24 protein-coding genes and 1 tRNA gene are annotated in these 22309 nt (G+C 66.0%); 14 read left to right on the forward strand and 11 right to left on the reverse strand.

The window, feature by feature from the left end; genetic code table 11:
- Window positions 1-86 precede the first annotated feature (86 nt).
- Entirely contained in the window at window positions 87-1217 is a 1131-nt protein-coding gene (locus D6850_RS02880) for an aminodeoxychorismate synthase component I (RefSeq protein ID WP_121163590.1), read from the forward strand.
- Window positions 1218-1273: 56 nt separating this feature from the next.
- On the opposite strand, the gene D6850_RS02885 is transcribed toward D6850_RS02880, so the two are convergent.
- Window positions 1274-2512 (reverse strand): SAM-dependent methyltransferase, encoded by a 1239-nt coding sequence (locus D6850_RS02885; protein ID WP_121163592.1) that lies wholly within the window; start codon window positions 2510-2512, stop codon window positions 1274-1276.
- A 240-nt stretch (window positions 2513-2752) separates the two neighbouring features.
- Here D6850_RS02885 and aspS point away from each other — a divergent pair, with 240 nt between their 5' ends.
- The 10 genes from aspS to D6850_RS02930 all read left to right on the forward strand — a co-directional run bounded on the left by aspS (window position 2753) and on the right by D6850_RS02930 (window position 10261).
- A complete protein-coding gene (gene aspS, locus D6850_RS02890; RefSeq protein WP_121163594.1) occupies window positions 2753-4531 on the forward strand; it encodes an aspartate--tRNA ligase in 1779 nt (592 codons plus the stop codon).
- Window positions 4532-4830: 299 nt separating this feature from the next.
- A complete protein-coding gene (gene ccoN / locus D6850_RS02895; protein ID WP_121163596.1) occupies window positions 4831-6462 on the forward strand; it encodes a cytochrome-c oxidase, cbb3-type subunit I in 1632 nt (543 codons plus the stop codon).
- Between the two features lie 4 nt (window positions 6463-6466).
- A complete protein-coding gene (ccoO, locus tag D6850_RS02900; RefSeq protein ID WP_121163598.1) occupies window positions 6467-7198 on the forward strand; it encodes a cytochrome-c oxidase, cbb3-type subunit II in 732 nt (243 codons plus the stop codon).
- Complete coding sequence (locus D6850_RS02905; RefSeq protein ID WP_121163600.1) at window positions 7195-7368, forward strand: cbb3-type cytochrome oxidase subunit 3; 174 nt, start codon at window positions 7195-7197, stop codon at window positions 7366-7368. Before ccoO ends, D6850_RS02905 begins: the two co-directional genes overlap by 4 nt.
- Entirely contained in the window at window positions 7361-8284 is a 924-nt protein-coding gene (gene ccoP, locus D6850_RS02910) for a cytochrome-c oxidase, cbb3-type subunit III (protein ID WP_166433972.1), read from the forward strand. The genes D6850_RS02905 and ccoP overlap by 8 nt, the downstream gene beginning before the upstream one ends.
- Complete coding sequence (locus D6850_RS19400) at window positions 8281-8439, forward strand: hypothetical protein (protein WP_166433973.1); 159 nt, start codon at window positions 8281-8283, stop codon at window positions 8437-8439. The genes ccoP and D6850_RS19400 overlap by 4 nt, the downstream gene beginning before the upstream one ends.
- Window positions 8440-8451: 12 nt before the next feature.
- Window positions 8452-9243, forward strand: coding sequence for a DUF2189 domain-containing protein (locus D6850_RS02915; RefSeq protein ID WP_121163604.1), 792 nt, complete (start codon window positions 8452-8454; stop codon window positions 9241-9243).
- 3 nt (window positions 9244-9246) lie between these two features.
- The gene (gene ccoS, locus D6850_RS19880) at window positions 9247-9459 is read left to right on the forward strand and encodes a cbb3-type cytochrome oxidase assembly protein CcoS (RefSeq protein ID WP_342769521.1); all 213 of its coding nucleotides are present in this window, start codon (window positions 9247-9249) and stop codon (window positions 9457-9459) included.
- A complete protein-coding gene (locus D6850_RS02925; protein ID WP_121163606.1) occupies window positions 9407-9637 on the forward strand; it encodes a hexameric tyrosine-coordinated heme protein in 231 nt (76 codons plus the stop codon). Before ccoS ends, D6850_RS02925 begins: the two co-directional genes overlap by 53 nt.
- Before the next feature lie 435 nt (window positions 9638-10072).
- Entirely contained in the window at window positions 10073-10261 is a 189-nt protein-coding gene (locus tag D6850_RS02930; protein WP_121163608.1) for a hypothetical protein, read from the forward strand.
- Window positions 10262-10312: 51 nt separating this feature from the next.
- On the opposite strand, the gene D6850_RS19210 is transcribed toward D6850_RS02930, so the two are convergent.
- From D6850_RS19210 to D6850_RS02960, 7 genes are all read right to left on the reverse strand, one after another.
- Window positions 10313-10873, reverse strand: a complete 561-nt coding sequence (locus D6850_RS19210) for a hypothetical protein (protein WP_147438843.1) — start codon at window positions 10871-10873, stop codon at window positions 10313-10315.
- Window positions 10873-11778: a hypothetical protein gene (locus D6850_RS19215; RefSeq protein WP_147438844.1), complete on the reverse strand. Its 906-nt coding sequence runs from the start codon at window positions 11776-11778 to the stop codon at window positions 10873-10875. Before D6850_RS19215 ends, D6850_RS19210 begins: the two co-directional genes overlap by 1 nt.
- A gap of 279 nt (window positions 11779-12057) precedes the next feature.
- Window positions 12058-12132, reverse strand: a tRNA-Glu gene (locus tag D6850_RS02940).
- A 121-nt stretch (window positions 12133-12253) separates the two neighbouring features.
- Window positions 12254-13999: a single-stranded-DNA-specific exonuclease RecJ gene (gene recJ, locus D6850_RS02945; protein ID WP_121163612.1), complete on the reverse strand. Its 1746-nt coding sequence runs from the start codon at window positions 13997-13999 to the stop codon at window positions 12254-12256.
- 51 nt (window positions 14000-14050) lie between these two features.
- On the reverse strand, window positions 14051-15016 hold the full coding sequence (gene glpX, locus D6850_RS02950; protein ID WP_121163614.1) for a class II fructose-bisphosphatase: 966 nt from the start codon (window positions 15014-15016) through the stop codon (window positions 14051-14053).
- 73 nt (window positions 15017-15089) lie between these two features.
- Window positions 15090-16376, reverse strand: coding sequence for a homoserine dehydrogenase (locus tag D6850_RS02955; protein ID WP_121163616.1), 1287 nt, complete (start codon window positions 16374-16376; stop codon window positions 15090-15092).
- Between the two features lie 97 nt (window positions 16377-16473).
- The gene (locus D6850_RS02960; RefSeq protein ID WP_121163618.1) at window positions 16474-16758 is read right to left on the reverse strand and encodes a hypothetical protein; all 285 of its coding nucleotides are present in this window, start codon (window positions 16756-16758) and stop codon (window positions 16474-16476) included.
- A 104-nt stretch (window positions 16759-16862) separates the two neighbouring features.
- Between D6850_RS02960 and D6850_RS02965 the strand changes: the two genes are divergently transcribed.
- From D6850_RS02965 to D6850_RS02975, 3 genes are all read left to right on the forward strand, one after another.
- Window positions 16863-17450 (forward strand): TetR/AcrR family transcriptional regulator, encoded by a 588-nt coding sequence (locus tag D6850_RS02965; RefSeq protein WP_121163620.1) that lies wholly within the window; start codon window positions 16863-16865, stop codon window positions 17448-17450.
- Window positions 17451-17472: 22 nt separating this feature from the next.
- Window positions 17473-18501, forward strand: coding sequence for an NAD(P)-dependent oxidoreductase (locus D6850_RS02970; RefSeq protein ID WP_121163622.1), 1029 nt, complete (start codon window positions 17473-17475; stop codon window positions 18499-18501).
- A 106-nt stretch (window positions 18502-18607) separates the two neighbouring features.
- The gene (locus D6850_RS02975; RefSeq protein ID WP_121163624.1) at window positions 18608-19090 is read left to right on the forward strand and encodes a hypothetical protein; all 483 of its coding nucleotides are present in this window, start codon (window positions 18608-18610) and stop codon (window positions 19088-19090) included.
- Between the two features lie 74 nt (window positions 19091-19164).
- On the opposite strand, the gene D6850_RS02980 is transcribed toward D6850_RS02975, so the two are convergent.
- The 3 genes from D6850_RS02980 to D6850_RS02990 are packed head-to-tail and all read right to left on the reverse strand — an operon-like array spanning window position 19165 to window position 22047.
- Window positions 19165-19728 (reverse strand): TadE/TadG family type IV pilus assembly protein, encoded by a 564-nt coding sequence (locus D6850_RS02980; protein WP_121163626.1) that lies wholly within the window; start codon window positions 19726-19728, stop codon window positions 19165-19167.
- Between the two features lies 1 nt (window position 19729).
- On the reverse strand, window positions 19730-20266 hold the full coding sequence (locus D6850_RS02985; RefSeq protein WP_121163628.1) for a TadE/TadG family type IV pilus assembly protein: 537 nt from the start codon (window positions 20264-20266) through the stop codon (window positions 19730-19732).
- Window positions 20263-22047, reverse strand: coding sequence for a TadE/TadG family type IV pilus assembly protein (locus D6850_RS02990; protein WP_245964077.1), 1785 nt, complete (start codon window positions 22045-22047; stop codon window positions 20263-20265). The genes D6850_RS02985 and D6850_RS02990 overlap by 4 nt, the downstream gene beginning before the upstream one ends.
- Window positions 22048-22309 lie beyond the last annotated feature (262 nt).

A 22309-nucleotide genomic window follows, 5' to 3' on the forward strand; every position in this document is an offset into this window, starting at 1 on the left:
CGCAAGGGGGCGCGGCGCGGATTTCCCCCTGTTGTCCCTGGCGCGCAGCGATTAGGGATGCCGTCAACCAGCCAGGGGGCGCGGACGTGCAGATTCGTTTCGATCATGGACCGGGCGGCGGCGCGCAGCTCTTCAAAGCGTCGCGGCGCCGGATCCGGGCCGAACGCCCGGAGGAGGTTCCCGCCGCGCTCGCCGCGCTCGACGCCGCGCGCGCAGACGGGCTGTGGATCGCCGGCTACGCCTCATACGAGCTGGGCTATGCGCTCGAGGCGCGCCTTGCGCCGCTCATGCCCGCCGCGCGGCGCGTCCCGCTGATGAGCTTCGCCGCCTACGACGCGCCGCGCGCAGCCGAACCGCTCGTCGCCGGCGCCGGCGCGCTGGGCGAGGCGGTCCCGCTCTGGGACGCCGCGCGTTATGGGCAGGCCTTCGATGCGGTCCACGCGCTGATCGGGGCGGGGGATATCTACCAGGCGAACCTCACCTTCCCGCTGGAGATGGAGGCGCGCGGCGACGCCGGCGCGCTCTACGCCGCGCTGGCCGCGATTCAGCCGGTGCGCCACGGCGCCCTGATCGAGGAGGACCGGCGCGTGATCCTGTCGCGCTCGCCAGAACTGTTCTTCCGCACAGACGCAGAGGGCGGTATCGAAACCCGACCGATGAAGGGCACCCAGCCGCGCAGCGCCGACGCGGCCGAGGACGCGCGGCGGCGCTATTTCCTGCAATCGGATGAAAAGAACCGCGCCGAGAACCTGATGATCGTGGATCTCCTGCGCAACGACATCAGCCGGATCTGCGTGCCCGGATCGGTGCAGGTCCCCGAGTTGTTCACCATCGAGAGCTACGAAACCGTGCACCAGATGACCTCGCTGGTGACGGGGCGGATGCAGCCCGGCGCCGGCCTCGCCGCGATTCTCTGCGCGCTCTTTCCCTGCGGCTCGATCACCGGCGCGCCCAAGCTGCGCGCGATGGAGATCCTGCGCGCGCTCGAGCCGCGTCCGCGCGACATCTATTGCGGCGCGATCGGCTGGGCCGCGCCGGACGGGCGGGCCGAGTTCTCGGTCGCGATCCGCACGCTGCTGCTGGAAGGCGAGCGCGCCACGCTAAACGTGGGCGGCGGCATCGTTCATGACAGCACCGCAACGGCCGAATACGAGGAGGCGCTGTGGAAAGCGCGGTTCATCCGGCCCCTCATCGGGGAGGATAAGGGGCGGAGCTGAAATCCCGCCACCAGGCTCTTCTTGTTACCCGAAATCTCCCTGCCAGAGGCAACAGACTATTCCGCCGCCTGCCGCTCCATGCCGCGGTCGGGTGGGTAGAGGTAGTCGCGCGTCAGCGGCACGGCGTCCTTGGTCGGCGACAGTTGCACCTGGAACACCACCTGCCGGTTCAGCCGGAAGGTCAGTTCGCAGGCGATCAGGTAATAGCGCCACATCCGGCAGAACTTCTCGTCATAGAGGTCGCGCGCCTTGTCGATATTCGCCACGAAGCGGTCGTGCCAGTGCTTCAGCGTCTCCGCGTAATGCAGGCGCAGCACCTCCACGTCGGTGGTGTAGAGATCGGTATCCTCGATCACCCGCACCATCTCCGAAAGGGCGGGGACATAGCCGCCCGGGAAGATGTATTTCGCGATCCAGGGGCTCGTCGTTCCCGGCGGGCGCGCGCGCCCAATGCAATGGACGAGCGCGACCCCCTGCGGATCGAGCAGTTCCTCGATCTTGTTGAAATAGGTGTGGTAATGGGGCACGCCGACATGCTCGAACATGCCGATGGACACGATCCGGTCGAAGCGGCCCTCGACCTCGCGGTAGTCGATCAGCTCGAACTTCGCCCGGTCCTGCAATCCCGCCTCGGCCGCGCGCCTGTTGGCGATGGCGTGCTGCTCGGACGACAGCGTGACGCCCAGCACCTCGGCGCCGTAGTCCCGCGCGAGCGTGAGGCCCATGCCGCCCCAGCCGCAGCCGATGTCGAGCACGCGCATCCCCGGCTCGACCAGCAGCTTGGCCGCGATGTGGTGCTTCTTGGCCTCCTGGGCCTCATCCAGCGTCATGGCGGGATCGCTGAAATAGGCGCAGGAATACTGCCGGTCCGCGTCGAGGAACAGATCGTAGAGCTCACCCGAAAGGTCGTAGTGATGCGCCACGTTGGTGCGCGCGCGCGAGGCGGGGTTGAACTGCGTCACCCAGCGCCCGACCCGGCGCAACGCCTCGATCTGGCGGTGCCAGGGCGCGTCGCCGCCCGGCGCGTCCGCGACGTTGCCGATGGCGAGCGTCAGCAGCCCGTAGAGATCGTCATTCTCGATGGTGAGCCGCCCGTCCACATAGCCCTCGCCGACGGCCATGTCCGGCGACATCACGATCTTGCGGGGCAGGGCGGGGTCATGCAGGGTGACGGCGACATCGGCCCCGTCGGTGGATCCGGAATAGACGCGCTCGGTCCCGTCCGGGTAGATGAGACGCAGCCTTCCCTTGTGCACCAGGTGCGTCAGGAACCCGTGAAGCAAGTGGGCCCACATGGCTCAGCCCTCCGTCTTGTGCGCCGCAGCGCGGTTGTTTTCCTTCCGGCAATGCGTTGTCCGCATTCTTTCTGCGGGAATAAGCCGAGTGTCGCCCAAATATCCTCGCCTGTAAACGTTTGAGATAACGCGCGGGTTCCGTTGAGCGGCGGCGGACCTCTTGACTTTGCGCGTTGGGCGCGGTGTATCGGCGCGAACCCACGCCAGCGCCCGCGCCCGCCGGGCCCCGAGAGGACCACCATGCACCCATTCCGCAGCCACACCTGCGCCGAGCTGACCAAATCCGACGTGGGCGAAACCGTCCGCCTGAGCGGCTGGGTGCATCGCATCCGCGATCACGGCGGCGTCCTGTTCGTCGACCTGCGCGATCACTATGGCATGACGCAGGTGCTCTGCGACCCCGACAGCCCGGTTTTCGCCGAGGTCGAAAAGCTCCGCTCAGAGTGGTGCGTGCGCATCGACGGCACGGTGAAGGCCCGCGACGAAAGCCTCGTAAACCCCAAGCTGCCCACCGGCGAGATCGAGGTCTATATCCGCGACGTCGAGGTGCTGGGCGCCGCGAAGGAGCTGCCGCTTATCGTCTTCGGCGACCAGGAATACCCCGAGGAAACCCGCCTGCGCTACCGCTACCTCGACCTGCGCCGCGACGCGATGCAGGCCAATATGGCGCTGCGTTCGGACGTGGTGCGCGGGCTTCGCCAGCGGATGTGGGACCAGGGTTTCCGCGAGTACCAGACGCCGATCATCACCGCCAGCAGCCCCGAGGGCGCGCGCGACTTCCTCGTGCCCTCGCGGCTTCATCCGGGCAAGTTCTACGCGCTGCCCCAGGCGCCCCAACTTTTCAAGCAGCTCATCATGGTCTCGGGCTTCGATCGCTATTTCCAGATCGCGCCCTGTTTCCGCGACGAGGATCCGCGCGCCGACCGCAGCCCGACGGATTTCTACCAGCTCGACATGGAGATGAGCTTTGTCACCCAGCAGGACGTGTTCGACACGATCCAGCCGGTGATCCAGGGCGTGTTCGAGGAATTCGGCGGCGGGCGCAAGGTCGACGCGGTCTGGCCGCAGATCAGCTTTGCCGACGCCGCGCTCTGGTATGGCACAGACAAACCCGACCTGCGCAACCCGATCAAGATGCAGGACGCGTCCCGACATTTCCGTGGCTCGGGGTTTGCGATCTTCGCGAAACTGCTCGAGCAGGAGGGCACGGAAATCCGCGCCATTCCCGCGCCCGGCGGCGGGTCGCGCAAGTTCTGCGACCGCATGAACGCCTTCGCCCAGAAGGAAGGTCTGCCGGGGATGGGCTATATCTTCTGGCGCGACCAGGGCGAGGGGATGGAGGCCGCCGGACCGCTGGCCAAGAATATCGGCCCCGAACGGACCGAGGCCATCCGCCAGCAGCTTGGGCTGGGGCAGGGCGACGCGGCCTTCTTCCTTGGCGGCAAGCCGGCCGATTTCGAGCGCGTGGCCGGGGCCGCGCGCAACGAGATCGGGCGCGAGCTCGGCCTCATCGACGAGGACCGCTTCGCCTTCGCCTGGATCGTCGATTTCCCGATGTACGAGGCGGACGACGAAACCGGCGCGATCGACTTCAGCCACAACCCCTTCTCGATGCCCCAGGGCGGGATCGAAGCGCTGGAGGGCGATCCGCTCGACGTGCGGGGCTACCAGTACGACCTTGCCTGCAACGGCTATGAACTGGTCTCGGGCGCGATCCGCAATCACAAGCTCGACGTGATGATCAAGGCATTCGAACTCGCCGGGTATGACGAGGCCGAGGTGCGCAAGCGTTTCGGCGGGCTGGTCAACGCCTTCCAGTACGGCGCGCCCCCCCACGGCGGGTGCGCGGCGGGGATCGACCGGATCGTGATGCTGCTCGCGGACGAGGCCAACATCCGCGAGGTCATCATGTTCCCGATGAACCAGCGCGCCGAGGACCTGATGATGGACGCGCCGAGCGCGCCGACCAGCGATCAGCTCATGGAGCTCGGCCTGCGCGTGCTGCCGCGCGAGGACTGAGGGCGGCGAAAGCCGACGAACGGCCCGTTCTCCACATCCTAAATGCGACATTCCGTCCTCCGGCCGCGTGAGCGGCCGGGCGGCGGGCGCTTGCGTTTGCAATCCGCCGCGCGCATGGTAATAAGTAAAGCGAATACTCATTCAGTGGCGAGTCTGCCGATGCGTCCCCACACCCTATGCCGATCGCGGCTTTCGGCTGCCCTTGCGAACCCGGTGCGCCGGCGGATCCGCAACCGCATCGCGCCCGAGCGTTTCGCCGCGCCCTTGCCCCCTTGCCAGACGTTGAAGGAGCTTGACGCATGATCGCGGCGGGAGCACTCGGCATGACGGAACGCAAGGTCGCGTTCGCCCTGTCCTTCGCGCTCGCCGTTCTCGGGCTGGTGATGGCCGCCGCAGCCGGGCAGGGCGTGATGGCGGTACATGGCGCGATGGCGATGCTGCTCGGGATCTTCCTGATCTTCCGCACCGGCGGGGCGCTCTATGACGACGGGCCCGCGGATGAACGGTTTGAGCGCTACTATGACGCGCCCACGCGCTTCGGCATCGCCATGACGCTGGTCTGGGCGATCGTCGCGATGGCGGTCGGCGTCTGGGTGGCGGCGCTGCTCTACTGGCCCGAGGGCACGCCGGCGGTGCCCTGGACGAGCTTCGGGCGGCTGCGCCCGGTCCACACCACCGGGATCATTTTCGGCTTTGGCGGCAACGCCCTGATCGCCACGTCCTTCCACGTGCTGCAACGCACCGCGCGGGCGCGCCTGGCGGAGCATGTGAGCCCGTGGTTCGTGCTGATCGGCTACAACCTCTTCTGCCTCTGGGCGGTGAGCGGCTACGTGCTGGGCAGCACCCAGTCCAAGGAATACGCCGAGGCGGAATGGTACGCCGACCTGTGGCTGGTAATCGTCTGGGTGGTCTATTTCGTGCTCTACATGCGTACGCTCGCCCGCCGGCACGAACCGCATATCTACGTCGCCAACTGGTACTACCTGGCCTTCATCCTGGTGGTGGCGATGCTGCACATCGTCAACAACATCGCCCTGCCGGTGGGCTGGGGCGTGGCCGAAAGTTTCCCGGTCTGGGCGGGGGTGCAGGACGCCATGGTGCAATGGTGGTACGGGCACAACGCGGTGGCCTTCTTCCTGACCGCGGGATTCCTGGCGATGCTCTACTATTTCCTTCCGGTGCGCTCGGGCCGGCCGATCTGGTCCTATCGCCTTTCCATCGTGAGCTTTTGGGGAATCGTCTTCTTCTACGTCTGGGTGGGCTCGCACCATCTGCACTACACGGCGCTGCCGTACTGGGCGCAGACGCTGGGCATGACATTTTCGGTGATGCTCCTGGTGCCTTCCTGGGCCGCGGCGGGCAACGCGATCGCCACGCTGAACGGCGCCTGGCACAAGGTGCGCGACGACGCGACGCTGCGCTTCATGTTCGTGGCGGCCGTGTTCTACGGCCTTTCGACCTTCGAGGGGTCGTTCCTCGCGATCCGGCCCGTCAACTCGCTATCGCACTATACCGACTGGACGGTGGGTCACGTCCATTCCGGCACGCTGGGCTGGGTGGCGATGATCGTCTTCGGTGCGATCTACACGGTGGTGCCGCAACTGTCGGGGCGTGACGCCATGGTCTCGCTCCGCGCGATCGAGTGGCACTTCTGGCTCGCAGTGGGGGGGACGCTGGTCTACACCGTTTCGATGTGGAACGCGGGTATCGTTCAGGGGCTGATGTGGCGCGCCTATGACGAAAACGGCGCGCTGTCCTACAGCTTCATCGAATCGGTTCAGGCGATGGCCCCCTATTACCTGGCCCGCACCGTCGGCGGGGGCATGTTCCTGATGGGCGCAGTGATCTGCGCATGGAACTGCCGGGCGACGATGCGCGCGGCCCGGGGTGAGGCCCCCGACCGCCCGATCGTCGCGCAGCCCGCGGAGTGAGCCGATGCTGAAACTGCACTACAACCTTGAAAAACTGTCGATGGGGCTGGTCGTCGCGATCATCGTGGCCGCCTCGATCGGCGGCATCGTCGAGATCGCGCCGCTCTTCACCATCGACGAGACCGTCGAGATTCCCGACGACCTGCGCCCGCACACTCCGCTGGAACTGGCCGGACGCGAAATCTACATGCGCGAGGGCTGCTACGCTTGCCACAGCCAGATGGTGCGCAGCCTGGCGGATGAGCTGGACCGCTACGGCCCCTATTCGCTCGCCTCCGAGAGCGCCTATGACCACCCGATGCTCTGGGGGTCCAAGCGCACCGGCCCCGACCTCGCGCGACTGGGCGAGAAGTATTCCGACGCCTGGCACGTGCAGCACCTCATCGATCCGCGCAGCGTGGTCCCGGCCTCGATCATGCCGGCCTATCCCTGGCTCATGCGGCGGCTCGATACCGGATTGCTGCGCGACTCGATGGCGACGCTCGCGCGCCTTGGCGTGCCCTATGGCGATGACGCGGTCGCGGCGGCGCAGGCCGACGCGCTGGCCCAGGCCCGACCGGATAGCGACGGTGTCGACGGCGTGTTCGAACGCTACGGCGAAGACGTCGCGGTGCGCGCCTTCGACGGCGACCCCGCGGTGCTCACCGAGATGGACGCGGTTGTGGCCTATCTGCAATCGCTGGGCAGGCTCACCGATGCGCCCTATGGCATCCTGGCCGGGGAGGACGGCGAATGACCCACGACACCCTCGTTTACCTGTCCAAGACGGTGGGGCTGATCTGGCTCATGGGCTTCTTCGTCATCGTGGTGATACGCGCCTACAGCCCCGCGCGCCGCGACGCGCATGAGGCCGCCGCGCGCTCTATCCTGCCCGCGGATCAGCGCGACGGGGAACGCCATGACTGATCCCAACGTCACGACCGACCCGCGGGACCTGGCCGACGCCGATGCCGAGACCGGCGAGCTCGAGGTGGATCCGGTCAGCGGTTACGAGCTCACCGGCCACGAATGGGCGGGCATCACCGAACTCAACACAGCCTTTCCGAACATCGTGGTCTGGGCGCTGATCATCACCCATGCCTATGCGGTGATCGCATGGATCCTTCTGCCCGCCTGGCCGCTGGGCGACGATTACACGCGGGGGCTTCTGGGGCTCGACCAGGGCGAGATGGCGATCGAACGCTACGAGGCGCTCAGCGCGGACCGCAGCCGCTGGCTCGCCAGTTTCGAGACAGGCGATTTCGACGCGATCCAAAAGGACGCGGCGTTGATGATTCCGGGCATGGCGGCGGCGCACCGGCTGTTCCAGGACAATTGCGCCGCCTGTCACGGCCCCGATGGCGGCGGCGGCCCCGGCTTTCCGGCGCTGAACGGCGACACCTGGCTCTGGGGCGGCCACCCCGAAACCGTCGCGGAGACGGTGCGTGTCGGCATCAACGCGGCGAATGACGACACGCGCTTCGGCCAGATGCCGGCCTTCGACTGGCTCGAAAGGGACGAGCGCGACGCACTGGCCGACTATGTCGTGGCGCTGCATGACGGCGCGGAGGATGCGCAAGGCGCGGGCGCGCAGCTCTTCGCCGAGAATTGCAGTTCGTGCCACGGCGACCGCGGCGAGGGCGGGCTGATGAACGGCGCGCCGTCGCTGCGCGACAAGTCGGTGATCTACGGCCAGGACCGCGCCACCGTGCTTCGCACGCTGCGCCACGGGCGCCAGGGCGTGATGCCCGCCTGGTCGGACCGCCTGTCGGAGGCCGAGATCAACCTGCTGGCCCTTTATGTGGCGACGCTGGGCGAACGCGAGGCGGAGCAGGCGCAATGACATGGGTCACGCAACGCAGACTGGCGATCATCGGCGCGCTTCTGGGCGTGGGGGTGTTCATCGCCGCCAACGCGCACCTGGTCACGGTCGCCGTGCAATCGCAGCCCGATTGCACCTTGTCCGAGCACGCCGCCGCGGCCAAGCCCGCCTGCTGAGAAAGGCCCGATATGCTTGAACCCCTTCCAACGCCGCGCCCCCCGGCCAAGCCAGAGTCGCCCTATGCGCGATCCCTGCCCGCGAGCGCCGCCTTCGCCTGGCTGTCGGGCGGATGGCGCGATTTCCGGACCCATCCGATACAGAGCCTCGCCTACGGGGTTTTCCTGGTCCTGCTGTCCTACGCGATCCTCTGGACGCTCTACAGGCTCGGCCTGCTTTACCTCGCGCTTCCGATGGTCTCGGGCTTTCTCATCGTCGGGCCGTTCTTCGCCGTCGGCCTCTACGAGAAGAGCCGCGCGCTCGAACAGGGCGAGAGGATCACGCTCGCGCGGATGCTGGTCGTGCCCGGCGTCCCGCTCGGGCAACTGGCCTTCGCGGGGTTTATGCTGGGCATGCTGGTGCTGTTCTGGATTCGCACCGCCGACCTGCTTTATGCGCTGTTCTTCGGCCTGACGCCCTTTCCGGGGGCCGGGGAGGCGCTGGCCAACGTGCTGACCACGCTGCGCGGCTGGACGCTGATCCTCGTCGGGGGGGCGCTGGGCGGGCTGTTCGCGGCCTTCGCCTTCGCGCTCAGCTTGTTTTCCATCCCGATGATCGTGGCGGAGCGGCGCGACGCGCTGACCGCGCTTGGCGTCAGCTTCCTGATGACGGTCAAGAACCTGCCGGTGGCGCTGACATGGGGGGCGATCGTGGCCTGCGGCCTTGCGCTCAGCGTGGCGACCGGCCTCGTCGGGCTGGCGGTGATCTTCCCGCTGCTCGGCCACGGAACGTGGCGCGCCTATCGCGCGATCCGCCGGGGATGACGCGTGAGCCTCGCGCTGCTCATCCCGCTGTCGATCGGCATGGGGCTGATCGGACTTGGCGCATTCATCTGGGCGGTGCGCCACGACCAGTTCGACGACCCGCAGGGCAACGCCGAACGCATCCTCATGCCCGAGTTTCCCACCCAATCGCAAGGAGCGAACGATGACGACATGGCTTCCCACACTCAAGACGAAGACGCCCGAAGAGGGCTATGACCTCGCCGTCAAGATGGCGCGGGTCGCGGTCAAGCTGACCCAGCCCGACGCGGAGGTGCGCGACCGCCTGCGCCCGAAATACGCGGAGGACTCCGCGGCCCTGATCGCGTCAAGCCAGGTCGTCGCCACCCATTTCGCAACCGTCGCCGCGGCCAACGGATACTGGGCCGACGCATAAGGTCGACGCCGCGGCGAACGGGCCGCGCGCGGATTTCCGTTCTCCTGCCCGCCGCCGGGCTGGATCCTGCGCCGGTATCGCGAATTCTGGCGCTGATCACGCCCTTCGCGCTGGTGCGCGGCCGGTTTCCGGGATGCGAGCTCCTGCGCGTCGCATTCCTCGGGCGCGCCAATGGCGGCCAAACGCGGCGACGAAGTGCGGCTGACATGGAAGAACGCGGGCAGCCACCTCTTCTTGTGAGGCGGCTTTGCCGCGCGCTTGCGCGCATCCCCGGACGGCAAACGACGACGGCCTCGTGCCCTCTAATCCAGCCCCCGAGTAGCGGCGCCCGGAACGGAACCCGGTGAGCGGAGTCATTCAGCCTCGAAAGCTGCGTCCAGCCGTTTCCGAGCGCCTGCACATATCCTGCATCATGTGCCGGAAAGCCGGTCGGACGTGCCGGACGCGCTTGCTGTGGGCATCGCCTCCCCGGCCACCACGATCAACGCCGCCTTGTCCTGCGAAGACTTGGCCGTAGGCCTGACCGAAACCGCCTTGATTGCCGTGCCGCTCTACACCGTCACCGCGTCGGATCGTGCCCGCACCTTAGAAGTCTGCCGCAGCACCTACGCCGCAGTCGCCTGACGAATACCAACTCCGCAAGAGTGCCCAACTGGCCGCGTCTTGATGCGCGGTCTATTTTTTGACGCTACCGTTTTTATTGGTAAATCGAAGCGGTATGGCGTATTCAGCGTCGAAAACCTCATGCGCTCGTTTCAATACCATTGCGACTGTAAGAAGAAAATGAAGATACAAAAAAATCAACGTTGCGGCCTCAAATTTCGTGGGTATCGGCGCTGCAACGAAGACAACGATAACAGTCACGCCCACGCAAGACAGTAAAATTAAGTAGGAAACATTCGCGTTAACTTCACGCAACAGCCTGCGCGTCTCCTCAGCGTCGCGCTGCTCGTCTTCATTCAAAATGGCGTCGTTGGTAGTCTTTCGGTCGGCTCGAAAGACGCCGTACATTGCAACTTGAACGCTAAATAGTAGCGCAGAAAAAATAGCGAATACGGAAATCGAAGCAGAATACACCTCTGATGAAAACGCTACGCAATAGTAATAGCTTGCTACAGCCGCCGCAGCAGGAACGCCATAAAATACCACAATGTCAGTGCGGCTCGTTCTCGTCTCCCCAAAATTCCGGAGAGTTGCCCAATGGGCTTGGAAGATTGAGCGCACACTAATTTTCATTATCTCATTCCATATTGCTCGCGGAAGCTACCAATTACTTGTGTAGTTACCTCTGAAATAGACGCAAGTGTGGGATGTTGATCTTCCCCGAGCGCAACTTCATCAGTTACGTCTATCACGCCTGCATTATTGGAGGGTCCGACGATCCCGACCTTCATGTAAGCATTCCCAATGGCAACCATAGCGCTTGCTTCGTCAAACTCGATTCCATCAAACACGAAAGCTGCGCCACCTCGCGCCTGCCTGATTTGTGGCGCTACGTCCGAAAAGATGCCGAACCTTCCATTTCTCCGCACACCAAAAGAGAGCTCTACGTTTAATTCTTCGGGTGGTAAGTTGCGGAGAATTTCGGCTCGATCTTTAGGGACACGTTTCTTTGATAAGATCAGCTTTTTAACCGGCGCGTTCCGGTAAACTTCGTCGTTGACCGGCATCACTTTGTTGGCCGTCAATCTAAGATGGTCGAAGCGTTGATTGAATTCGCCTGTAAGTTCGCCAAGAACTTGGCTGACACACGAACGATCACGAAATGATTGGAATGCAGCGAAGCCAAAATTCCCTCGATCCGGCACCCAGACTTGATAATAGAGCGGTATTTCCTCAACGTCTGCGGCGGCTCTATCGTAGAGGACGTTGTTGTCGTTCGGATCTACAATGGTCGAACTATAGCCAAATGTTCCATACCGAACCAGTCCGTGCCTTGCGCGACCTTGGTCTGGTTGCGGTTCCAGACGCCAACTACGTTCGATATTATTGTTCTGATGCGTCGTCCGCTTACCGGCAACGAACTGCGGCACGAATTGGTACAATTCAGACCCGATACCGGCATCCGCCAACGGAATTCTCTGGTAATTGTCAGTCCTGCTTAAAACTAGCTGATAGACGTAGAGTCCAATCTTTCCCATTATCACCTCAAACCTTGCGTGGTTGAATTTGCACGCTTTAGTTCAACCGTAGCTGTGGAGTAGGCGACAGGCAATGGCACTCTACGCGCACCAAGGTCGGAAGCATCGCAAGGGTTTTGTCCGTGTGGTCTGCCGACGCGCAATTCTCGATCACGAATTCGTGAACTTTCGGCAGGGCTTCGTGGGCAGTTTGCTGCCCATCAAATCCTTAGACAATGCTTAGGCAGAGCGAGGCGGCCTATAATTTACCGAGTGAAATCATTATCTTACACGGTAAAGTGGCAGCCCGTAGGGGAATCGAACCCCTCTTTCCAGGTTGAAAACCTGGCGTCCTAACCGATAGACGAACGGGCCAGCGCTGATGTGGCTGCTTCCTAGGCAATGCCGGCTGACTCTGCAAGAGGAAAGTTGCGCAGTTTACGCGGGTTTCGGATTTTGCGCGGCGCGACGGCGACAGGCGCGGGCCCGTCGTGCTTCACGTCGCCGGTGCGGCGTCCTCGAGGCGTAGCTGCGCGCATTCGCGACCCTGCCAGCGGTTGATTTCCAGTCGCCCGGCCAAGTGGAACCGCGCGCCGCCGTGCTGCTCGAGCGCGGGGCCGAGCGGGCCGTCATAGGCGCCAAAGCAGATCGCGTCCAGTCGCGGCCCGTCGCCGTCGGTGAAACGCAGCTTCAGGTGCCGCTCGCCCACGCGCCTGGCGAAATCGATCCGCATCGCGGCAAAGGCGTGGCGCGGCGCGACGGCGGCGGCGCCGAAGGGGCCGGCCTCCTCGAGCCGGGTGATCAGGTCGGGCGTCGCCGCGCCCGGCATCAGCAGCCCGTCCAGCACCATGTCCGCCGCGCCCATGCGCTCCGCCCCCTGCCGGGCGAGCAACGCGCCCAGCCGCGCCATCGCTTCGTCCAGCTGATCGCGCGCGACGGTGAGCCCCGCCGCCATCCGGTGCCCGCCGCCCTTGATCAGCAGCCCCTCCGCGGCGAGCCGCTGGATCGCCGCGCCAAGGTCCACGCCGCTGACCGATCGCCCCGATCCCTTGCCGATTTCGCCGTCCAGACCGATGACGACGGCGGGACGGTTCGCCGCCTCCTTGAGCCGGCTGGCGACGATGCCCACGACGCCGGGATGCCAGCCCTCGCCGGCGGCCCAGGCCAGCGGCGCGTCCAGCCCGCGCGCCTCGGCCTGCGCCATTGCAGCCGCCTGCACGCCGGCCTCGATCTCGCGCCGCTCGGTGTTGAGCTGGTCGAGCCGCTCGGCCATCGCGCGCGCCTCGGCGATGTCGGTACTGGCCAGCAGCCGCGCCCCGAGGTCGGCGCGCCCGACGCGCCCGCCCGCGTTGATGCGCGGCCCGAGCACGTAGCCCAGGTGATAGGCCGTTGGCGCCGAATCGAGCCGCGCGGCGTCCGCCAGCGCCACGAGGCCGGGGCGCGCGCGCCGCGCCATGATCTTCAGCCCCTGGCGCACGAAGGCGCGGTTGACGCCCGTGAGCGGCGCCACGTCCGCCACCGTCGCCAGCGCCACGAGGTCGAGCATCGCGATCAGGTCCGGACCCTGCCGCCCCGCGTCGCGCAACTGCCGCCCGGCCTCCACGAGGCACAGGAAGACCACCGCCGCCGCGCAGAGATGGGCGCACTCGCCGCTTTCGTCCTGCCGGTTGGGGTTCACCACCGCCAGCGCGTCCGGCAGGGTCTCGCCGCCCAGATGGTGATCGAGGATCACCACATCGGCCCCCTTGGCCGCCGCCACCGGGCCGTGGCTCAGCGTGCCGCAATCGACGCAGACGATCAGGTCATGCGCGCCAGCCAGTTCCGCCATCGCGGCGTCATTGGGCCCGTAGCCCTCGTCGATGCGGTCGGGCACGTAGAGCGTCGCGCCCCGGCCCATCTGGCGCAGCCAGTCCAGCAGCAGCGCGGCCGAGGCGCCGCCGTCCACGTCGTAATCGGCGAAGATCGCGATCCGCTCCCCCGCCGCGACGGCCGCGAGCAGCCGCGCGGCGGCGCGCTCCATGTCCTTGAGGCTACGCGGATCGGGCAGCAGGGCGCGCAGTCGCGGCGCGAGGAAAGCGTCGACCCCCGCGGCGTCCACCCCGCGCCGCGCGAGCACCTGGCACAGCGCGGCCGGCAGCCCGCACTGCTGCGCCAGCGCCTCGGCGTGGCGATCGTGCTCGGCCGTGGGGCCGACCCAGCGGCGACCGGACAGCGATCGCTCAACGTCGAGGAATGCCGGCACGGCGCCCCCTTTCAATGTTCCTCAAATACTCCCGCCGGAGGCGATCCTGCGTCAGCGGACAGGATTGCGGTAGAGCATCCGGCGCACCGATCCGGTCTTGGAGCGCATCAGCACGGTTTCCGTCTCGACATGACCGGGCCGCCGCTTGATCCCCCGGGCGAGCGATCCGTCGGTCACGCCCGTCGCGGCGAAGATCACGTCGCGCGTCACCATCTCGTCGCGTGAATAGACCCGGTCGAGATCGTCGATCCCGGCCTTGGCCGCGCGCCCGCGCTCGTCGTCGTTGCGGAACAGGAGCCGCCCCCAGATCTGCCCGCCCATGCATTTGAGCGCGGAGGCAGCCAGCACCCCCTCGGGCGCGCCGCCCGAGCCCATGTAGATGTCGATGCCGGTCAGTCGCGCCTCGGCGCAATGGATGACGCCCGCCACGTCCCCGTCGGGGATGAGATAGACCGCCGCGCCGGTTTCGCGCAATTCCGCGATGGTCTCCTCGTGGCGCGGGCGTTCAAGCACGCAGGCGGTGATTTCCGAGGGCCTGCAGCCCTTGGCGGCGGCCAGCGCCTCGACCCGCTCGCGCGGCGTCATGTCAAGGCTCACCACGTCCTTCGGATAGCCCGGCCCGATGGCGAGCTTGTCCATGTAGACGTCCGGCGCGTGCAGCAGGCTGCCGCGCGGCGCCATCGCGATCACGGTGAGCGCGTTGGGCATCGCTTTGGCCGTCAGCGTCGTCCCCTCGAGCGGGTCGAGCGCGATGTCGACGCCGGGGCCGTCGCCGCTGCCCACCTCCTCGCCGATATAAAGCATCGGCGCCTCGTCGCGCTCGCCCTCGCCGATCACCACGACGCCCTTGATATTGAGCTTGTTCAATTGCTCGCGCATGGCGTTCACCGCCGCCTGGTCGGCGGCCTTCTCGTCGCCGCGCCCGATCAGGTCGGCGCAGGCGAGAGCGGCGGCCTCGGACACCCGCGCAAGGCCCAGCGAAAGCATACGGTCGTTGAAATCGGTTTCTGCAGACATGGGCGGTTCGTCCTTCGGCGTTCGTGGTGCGGTTTCAGCTTTACCGGGGGGCCAGCGGGCGCACAAGGGCGGCTCAGACGCGCTCGATCCTGAGCGCGACCGGCTCGGCGGCCATCACGTCGAGCGACGCCATCGCCTTGAGCGCCGCGTCGAGCGCGCTGCGCGTGACCTTGTGCGTCACGATGAGCACCGGGGCCGAGATATCCTCGTGGCCATACTGGCGCATCCGGTCGATGCTGACGCCCGCTTCGCCCAGCACGGCGGCCACCTTGGCCAGCGCGCCCGGCTTGTCCTCAAGCCCGAGTCGCAGGTAGTAGGGCGCCGGCGTCACGGCGCGGGCAGGGGTGGCGCGCTCCAGCCCGGCGGCGGGCTGGCCGAAGACCGGGATGCGCACCCCGCGCGCGATATCCATCACGTCGCCCATTACCGCGCTCGCGGTCGGGCCCATGCCGGCGCCGGGGCCGCGCAGCACGATCTGCTCGACCTGGTCGCCTTCGAGCACGCACATGTTGGTGCCCCCCTCGAGCTGCCCCAGCGGGCTGTCGGCGGGCACGAGGCAGGGCGACATGCGCTGTTCCAGCCCGCGACCGGTCATCTGGCTCACGCCGAGAAGCTTGATGCGGAAACCCATGTCCGCGGCCTGGCGGATATCGTCGATCGTGACCTTCTCGATGCCTTCCAGTTCGACCGCGTCGAAATCGACCTGGACGCCAAAGGCGATCGCGGCCAGCAGGGCCAGTTTATGTCCCGCGTCGATGCCGCCCACGTCAAGGGTCGGGTCCGCCTCGAGAAAGCCGAGCTGATTGGCCTCCTCGAACACCTCCGCATAGGGAAGCCCCGCCGACTGCATCCGTGTCAGGATGTAGTTGCAGGTGCCGTTCATCACGCCCATGACGCGGGTGACGTCGTTGCCCGCCAGGCCCTCGGTCAGCGCCTTGACGACCGGGATGCCGCCCGCGACGGCGGCCTCGAAACGGATCACGCGGCCCGCGTCCTCGGCGGCGAGCGCGAGCGCGTGACCGTGATGCGCCAGCAGCGCCTTGTTGGCGGTAACCACGTCCTTGCCGGCGGCGATGGCGGCCTCGGTCGCGTCCTTGGCCGCGCCCTCGTGCCCGCCCATCAGTTCGACGAAGACATCCACGTCGTCGCGCCGCGCCAGGGCGACGGGGTCATCTTCCCAGGCGTAATCCGACAGCGACACGCCGCGATCCTTGTCGCGGCTGCGCGCCGAGACGGCGACGATCTGCACCGGGCGGCCGGCGCGCGCGGCCAGCAGGTTGGCCTTCTGGCGCACGATGCGCACGACACCCGTGCCGACCGTGCCCAGTCCGGCAATACCAAGGCGCAAGGGATCGGTCATGGGCGGCTCTCCGGTGTCAGGTGATGTGCGCCCGCGATGTAGCCTGATCGCGCGCCCCTTGCAACGCGGGTTTTGGAGGCCGTGCGCGGCGGTCGTTTCAGGAGTCGACGCCGGCCTTCATGCGCCGCCGCGCCGGCGCGTCGATCACCGTGCCGCGCAGCCGCGCCGCCCGCGCCCTGAGCCGCGCGATGCGCGCCTCGATCCGCGCGCCGGTCTCGGGGGTGAGGCGTCCGGTCGTCGCGCGCATGTCCAGCGTGCCGAGCGGGACGAGATCGGGATAGGGCGCGCGGCGCACCTCCTCGCTCACCGTCCCGTCAAGCTGCGGAAACTGCGTGCAGGCGCTGAGCATCAGCGCGAGAAAGAGGACGGGCGCGGCGCGCATATCTGGCTATCCCGGATCGGAACCTTCGCCCATGTCTGCCATCAACCGCCCATGCAGGGCAAGCGGGGCATTGATTTGAACGGGCGTTCAGTTAATTTGCGCGCATGGCGCGAACCCAGGGATCTCATTCCGGCACGACCGGCCCGCGCGTGCGCGACGCGGCGCTGCGGCTTTTCGCGCGGCACGGTTACGCCGCCGTATCGATGCGCCGGATCGCGCAGGAGGTGGGCGTTCAGGCGGGCGCGCTCTACAACTACACGCCGGACAAGCAGAGCCTGTTGTTCGACCTGATGCGCGGCCACATGGAGGACCTGCTCGCCGCCTGGGCCGACCGGTCGCCCGAGTCCGATCCGATGGCCGCGCTCGAGGCGTTCACGCGGTTTCACATCCGCTACCACTCGCAACGTCCCGACGCGGTTTTCGTGGCCTATATGGAGCTGCGCAACCTCGCCCCCGAGAATTTCGCGGTGATCGAGCGGTTGCGCCGCGAATACGAGGAGGAACTGGTCGCGATCCTGCGCCGCGGCGTCGCCGTCGGCGCGATGGAGGCGCCCGAGCCCAAGGTGGCCGCGATGGCGGTGATCGGGATGCTGACCGGGGTGAACACCTGGTTTCGCGCGGGCGGGCGGCTTGACCTTGACGATGTCGAATCGATCTACTGGGATCTCGTGCGCAAGGCGGTGGCCGGCTGAACGCGCCCGCTCATCCGCCCAGATGGGCATATCCGCGTCGCAAACGAAGGCGACAGGTCGCTTGTGGACCGCCAACTTGCGCGGAACCGAAGCGAAGGGAAACGGCATGAAAATCGGATTTATCGGGCTGGGCAACGTGGGCGGCAAGCTCGCCGGGAGCCTGTTGCGCAACGGGCTGGACCTCTATGTGCATGACCTCGACGGCGCGTTGGTCGACGCCTTCAAGGCGCGCGGCGCGAAGGCGGGGCGCGGGCCCGCCGAGATGATGGCCGCCTGCGACGTCGTGGTGACCTGCCTGCCCAGCCCCGCGGCGAGCGCGGCGGTGCTGGACGAGATGCTGCCCCATATCGGTCCGGGCAAGACCTGGCTCGAGATGTCGACCACCGACGCGGACGAGGTGAGACGCCTCGGCGCGGCGGTGATCGACGCGGGGGGCTCGGCGGTCGATTGTCCGGTCTCGGGCGGCTGCCACCGCGCGGATTCGGGCAATATCAGCATCTATGCCGGCTGCGACCGTCCCACCTTCGAGCGCATCCTGCCGCTGCTGACGGTGATGGGGCGCCGGGTGCTGCATACCGGCGACCTCGGCAGCGCCAGCATCCTCAAGGTGATGACCAACTATCTCGCGACGGCGAACCTTCTCACGCTCTGCGAGGCGCTCTGCGTGATGAAGGCCGCCGGCATGGACCTCGCCACGACATACGAGGCGATCGCGATCTCCTCGGGCAATTCCTTCGTGCACGAAACCGAAAGCCAGCTCATCCTGTCGGGCTCGCGCGACGTGAACTTCACGATGGACCTCGTGCTGAAGGACGTGGGCCTCTTCCAGAGGCTGGCCGAAACGCATGGCGTGCCGCTGGAACTCTCGCCGCTGGTGATCGACATCATGCGCGACGGGCAGCGCCGCCTTGGCGAGCGCGCGCAGTCCGACCGCATCATCGAGCGGCTGGAAAAGGCGACTGGCCTCGACATCCGCGCGCCGGGTTTCCCGTCCGAATTGATCGACGACGAACCCGAGGCGCCCGGCGCGGAGGTGCGGCTGCGCCGGTAGTCAGACGTCGCGTTAGGGGTATTCTAACCAAGAGAAAGACCGGCCGCGCGATTGGCCTCGCATCAAGGCGCGCTTCGCGGTATGGCGCGGCGACGGGAGGCGGGACATGCAGGACGAGATATTGATGACGGTGCGCGCGTCATGGCCACGGCGGTTCTTCGCGCTTGCGATCCTGGCGTCGCTGGGGGGGCTGCTGGTTTGCCTTGCGGTGCTGCGCCCGCCCGCCGAGTGGGGCTTGCAGGTCTTTCTCGGGGCGTTCGGCCTGCTGGTCCTCTGGGCGGCGGAGTTGCTGCGGCGCGCGACGAAGGAGGGGCTGGAACTGACCCAGGAGGCGCTGCGCAGCACGACGGGCGAGATCCTCGCACGGGTCGACGAGATCGAGGCGCTGGAGCGTGGCGTGCTCGCCTGGAAGCCGTCGAACGGGTTTCTGCTGCGCCTTTCGGCGGCCGGCCCGCGCCGCTGGGAGCCGGGCATGTGGTGGCGCCTGGGCCGCCGGATCGGTGTGGGCGGCGTGGTCAGCGCGCCCCGGACCAAGGCGATGGCCGAGATTCTGGCGGCGATGATCAAGGGCCGCGACGCCCCGTCGTGACGCGGGCGCGATAAGGAACGCCCCGGGCGATCAGGCCCGGGGCGCGGTCACTCGTTACGGGGGCGAACCTCGGGTCAGCTGTCGTCCCAGACGATCTGCGGCGCGAAGCGCGGGCTGGTCAGTACGCGGGTTTCGATCGCCGTGTTGCCGCCGATGCCGACATCGAAAAGCGGCGGATAGATCGAGCGGCTTTCCATCACGATCACCTCTTCGCCGTCGCCCATGATCGGCAGCGACCCATGCGCGTCCTGCATCTGCTGGGTGGTCAGCGGCTCCAGCGGGCCCTGGCCGCGAGTTTGCGACCAGACGACGGTGAATCTGTCCGCGTCGGCGTCGTACTTGATGACCGAGACGCGGATCTCGTTTTCGCCGTTATCGTCGGCGATGGTGTCGAACACGGTCTTGGCGTTGTCGAGATAGGACGGAGAGACGCTCTGCATCTCGCGCGAGATCATGTCGGCGATCGTGTAGGTCGCCTTGTCGCGCGCGGAATTGTAGCGGTGCAGTTCGAAGAACTCGAAGGAAGCCATGATCGCCCAGAAGAGCAGGGGGAGGCAGATCACCGCCTCGACCGTGACGGTGCCCGCTTCGTCGCTGCGGAACCGCTTCAGCCATTGCGTGAAGGGAAGCGTGAACATCTTACAAGGGCTCCTGTACAAAGGCGGACATCGACACGATGGCGACCTGACCGCTGCCGTCGCTCTTCAGCGTCCGGGCGAGGTGCCAGGTCGGGAACAGCGGGTCGTATTTCAGGCAGGCGCGCAGGAACATCAGCTGGTTCTGCTGCCCCGGCGTGAATTTCAGCACCGGTTCGCCCTCTTCCTCGCGGTCGGTGCACTGGACCTCGCCGCCCAGCGTGACGAAGTTGCGCAGGTCCGTCGGCACCATCTCGAGGCGCAGGTTTTCCGTGCAGTCCTTGACCACGATCGTCTCTTCGCAGATCCGGTCCTTGATCGCGTCATGGGTCGGCGCCGTCCCGGTGCCGAGCCGGACATCGCGCACCGCCAGGTCGAGCCCGCGTTCCAGCATCACGTGCCGCAAGGTGATCATGCTCAGCTCGATCGACATGACCATCAAGGCCAGGAAGACCGGGAAGACGATGACGAACTCGACGGCGGAGCTGCCGGATTCGTCGCGGCGGAAGGCGCGCGCGCCCTTGCGGATCAGGCGTATCATTGGGTCAGCCTCAGGTTGACGACGTTCGAAGCGATGGAATTGAACGCATCGTTGATGTTGACGCCCTCGGCGCGGTAGTAGTGCGCGACGGACGAGGCGCAGTCCTTGAGTTCACCCTCGGCATGGCCGTTCTTGGGGATCTCGAAGCCGATGGTATAGACGATCACGTCCTTCTGCTTGATCGCGGTGCAGATCTTGTCCATGCGCTGGTCCTTCCACCAGCGGGACTCGTTGTTGCCGGTGTAGTCGTTCCAGGGGCCCCAGTTGCCGGTGATGTTGCCGTATTCACTGGGCGAAATCAGACCCCAGGCCATTTCCCAGCTCAGGCGCTCGGTCGCAATGTAGCCTTCCATGGTCTCGGGCAGGTCGTCGAAATCGTCCTCGTCCATCCAGCTGTTATGCTTGAGATCGCGATAGCGGTCGTCGTTCTTGTCGTGCAGGTAGTGGGCGGACTTGGTCTCGCCGGTGGCTTCATAGACGCAAGCCCACTTCTTGTTGCTGCACTTGCTCTCGTTGTAGCTGATCTTGCTCTTCTTCTTCTTCTTGTAGGCGTACTGGAATTCCATTTCCTGATAGGTCACCTTGTAGAGGTCGGAATTCGGCCCGCGATAGCTGCTGTTGCGGCCAAAGTAGTAGCTGGTCGTGTTTTCGCCGTCGCCCATCATCACGATGACCTTGAGTGTCTCGGCTTCGTTGTATTGGGCGGGAACCGCGCCGACCAGGTCGCTGACCAGCTTGTTGCCATCCTCATCCGTCTTGCCGTTGAGGGCCGTCTTGACCGGCTGGAACGCCGGGTCGAGCAGGCCGGCGCCCCATTTCATGCCCAGGTGCCCCGAGGTGTTGCCCCGGCCCTGGAACGAATCGATCTTGTTGTGCAGCGCGGTCTCGCTGATCGAGAACGGCAGGATGTCGGCGTAATCGTTGGTATAGCAGGATTCGCCGTTCACGTTGTCGAACGAGCCGTAGCGCGACGTATAGATCTGCTGGGTGCGCGGGGTCTCGGGGTCGATGCCCGTCTCGTCATAGTCGCCGTCATCCTGGAAGAAGCGGATGCAGCTGGAATAGTCATGCCGCACGTCGACGTTCAGCTCGTCGAAAATCTCCATTCCCGGCGTGACGTTCCAGCTGAACGGCACGACCGAGATCACCGCATCGCCCGGGTCGGCGCTGTTGAGGATCTTGGTGACGAATTCCTTGGCCGAGGATTTCAGGTTCCTCAGCTTGTTGTTGCTGTTCATCGAACCGGAAACGTCGAGCACCATCGCCACCTCGAGCTTGGGCACGCGCCGCTCCGCGGTCGAGACGCCGCTGGCCTTGAGCGTCTTCACCCCGCTCAGATGCATCAGGTAGGTGTCGAGCTGCATCTCGGCGCTGGCCGTGACCTTGCTCGAATTGACGGTGCTGACGATGTCGGAATCTTCGCCCTCGGTATTGATCTCGTTCAGGTAGTCGGACATGCCCGCCTTGGCGAAGTAGTCCTCGACGATCGCCTTGGCCTTGGCCTTGCCGTCGATCGCGTAGGGTTCGCCCGCGGCGGCCAGAACGGCGGCGTCGAGCGTGTTCTGGATATGCGCCCGCTCCATTTCCTGGCGCGACACGTCGATGGCGATCCCGCCGGCGACGAGCATCAGCAGCAGGATGAAGAAGGAATACGCGACCACCGCGCCGTCTTCGTCGTGGACGAATTTCCGCAGCGGGGACGGAATGAAATGGGCGGAATTCGTGACATCCGCCGATGCGCGTGCATCACGCGAGAGCAGTACGGGAATCGTGCGTTTCACTTTGATACCTCACAGACCGGAGCCGGGTGTGACTCAAATTTCCTTGCGTCATTCTTCGTTGATCAGTGTGGCGAAAATAGGGCCGATAAGAATGAAAAATTGACGCAAATCAGCTAGTTGGGATACAGTTCCAGGGTTTTCCGGGAACTGTTCGCGCGCCGGAAACAACGCCGCCGCGCTTCCCGCGCCGGCGCCGGCGGGCGGGGCGAACCGTCAAGCTGGACAATTGACGCAGGGGGCGTAACCTTGGCCGGGTGGAATG

The sequence above is a fragment of the Roseovarius spongiae genome (assembly GCF_003651245.1).
GTDB classification, from domain to species: Bacteria; Pseudomonadota; Alphaproteobacteria; order Rhodobacterales; family Rhodobacteraceae; genus Roseovarius; species Roseovarius spongiae.

Excerpts from the sequence above, each read along its gene's own strand:
- D6850_RS02885 (WP_121163592.1), bottom strand. The coding sequence starts at position 2,512 with ATGTGGGCCCACTTGCTTCACGGGTTCCTGACGCACCTGGTGCACAAG.
- aspS (WP_121163594.1), top strand. The coding sequence starts at position 2,753 with ATGCACCCATTCCGCAGCCACACCTGCGCCGAGCTGACCAAATCCGAC.
- ccoN (WP_121163596.1), top strand. The coding sequence starts at position 4,831 with ATGATCGCGGCGGGAGCACTCGGCATGACGGAACGCAAGGTCGCGTTC.
- ccoO (WP_121163598.1), top strand. The coding sequence starts at position 6,467 with ATGCTGAAACTGCACTACAACCTTGAAAAACTGTCGATGGGGCTGGTC.
- D6850_RS02905 (WP_121163600.1), top strand. The coding sequence starts at position 7,195 with ATGACCCACGACACCCTCGTTTACCTGTCCAAGACGGTGGGGCTGATC.
- ccoP (WP_166433972.1), top strand. The coding sequence starts at position 7,361 with ATGACTGATCCCAACGTCACGACCGACCCGCGGGACCTGGCCGACGCC.
- D6850_RS19400 (WP_166433973.1), top strand. The coding sequence starts at position 8,281 with ATGACATGGGTCACGCAACGCAGACTGGCGATCATCGGCGCGCTTCTG.
- D6850_RS02915 (WP_121163604.1), top strand. The coding sequence starts at position 8,452 with ATGCTTGAACCCCTTCCAACGCCGCGCCCCCCGGCCAAGCCAGAGTCG.
- D6850_RS02925 (WP_121163606.1), top strand. The coding sequence starts at position 9,407 with ATGACGACATGGCTTCCCACACTCAAGACGAAGACGCCCGAAGAGGGC.
- D6850_RS19210 (WP_147438843.1), bottom strand. The coding sequence starts at position 10,873 with ATGAAAATTAGTGTGCGCTCAATCTTCCAAGCCCATTGGGCAACTCTC.
- D6850_RS19215 (WP_147438844.1), bottom strand. The coding sequence starts at position 11,778 with ATGGGAAAGATTGGACTCTACGTCTATCAGCTAGTTTTAAGCAGGACT.
- glpX (WP_121163614.1), bottom strand. The coding sequence starts at position 15,016 with ATGTCTGCAGAAACCGATTTCAACGACCGTATGCTTTCGCTGGGCCTT.
- D6850_RS02955 (WP_121163616.1), bottom strand. The coding sequence starts at position 16,376 with ATGACCGATCCCTTGCGCCTTGGTATTGCCGGACTGGGCACGGTCGGC.
- D6850_RS02960 (WP_121163618.1), bottom strand. The coding sequence starts at position 16,758 with ATGCGCGCCGCGCCCGTCCTCTTTCTCGCGCTGATGCTCAGCGCCTGC.
- D6850_RS02965 (WP_121163620.1), top strand. The coding sequence starts at position 16,863 with ATGGCGCGAACCCAGGGATCTCATTCCGGCACGACCGGCCCGCGCGTG.
- D6850_RS02970 (WP_121163622.1), top strand. The coding sequence starts at position 17,473 with ATGGGCATATCCGCGTCGCAAACGAAGGCGACAGGTCGCTTGTGGACC.
- D6850_RS02975 (WP_121163624.1), top strand. The coding sequence starts at position 18,608 with ATGCAGGACGAGATATTGATGACGGTGCGCGCGTCATGGCCACGGCGG.
- D6850_RS02980 (WP_121163626.1), bottom strand. The coding sequence starts at position 19,728 with ATGTTCACGCTTCCCTTCACGCAATGGCTGAAGCGGTTCCGCAGCGAC.
- D6850_RS02985 (WP_121163628.1), bottom strand. The coding sequence starts at position 20,266 with ATGATACGCCTGATCCGCAAGGGCGCGCGCGCCTTCCGCCGCGACGAA.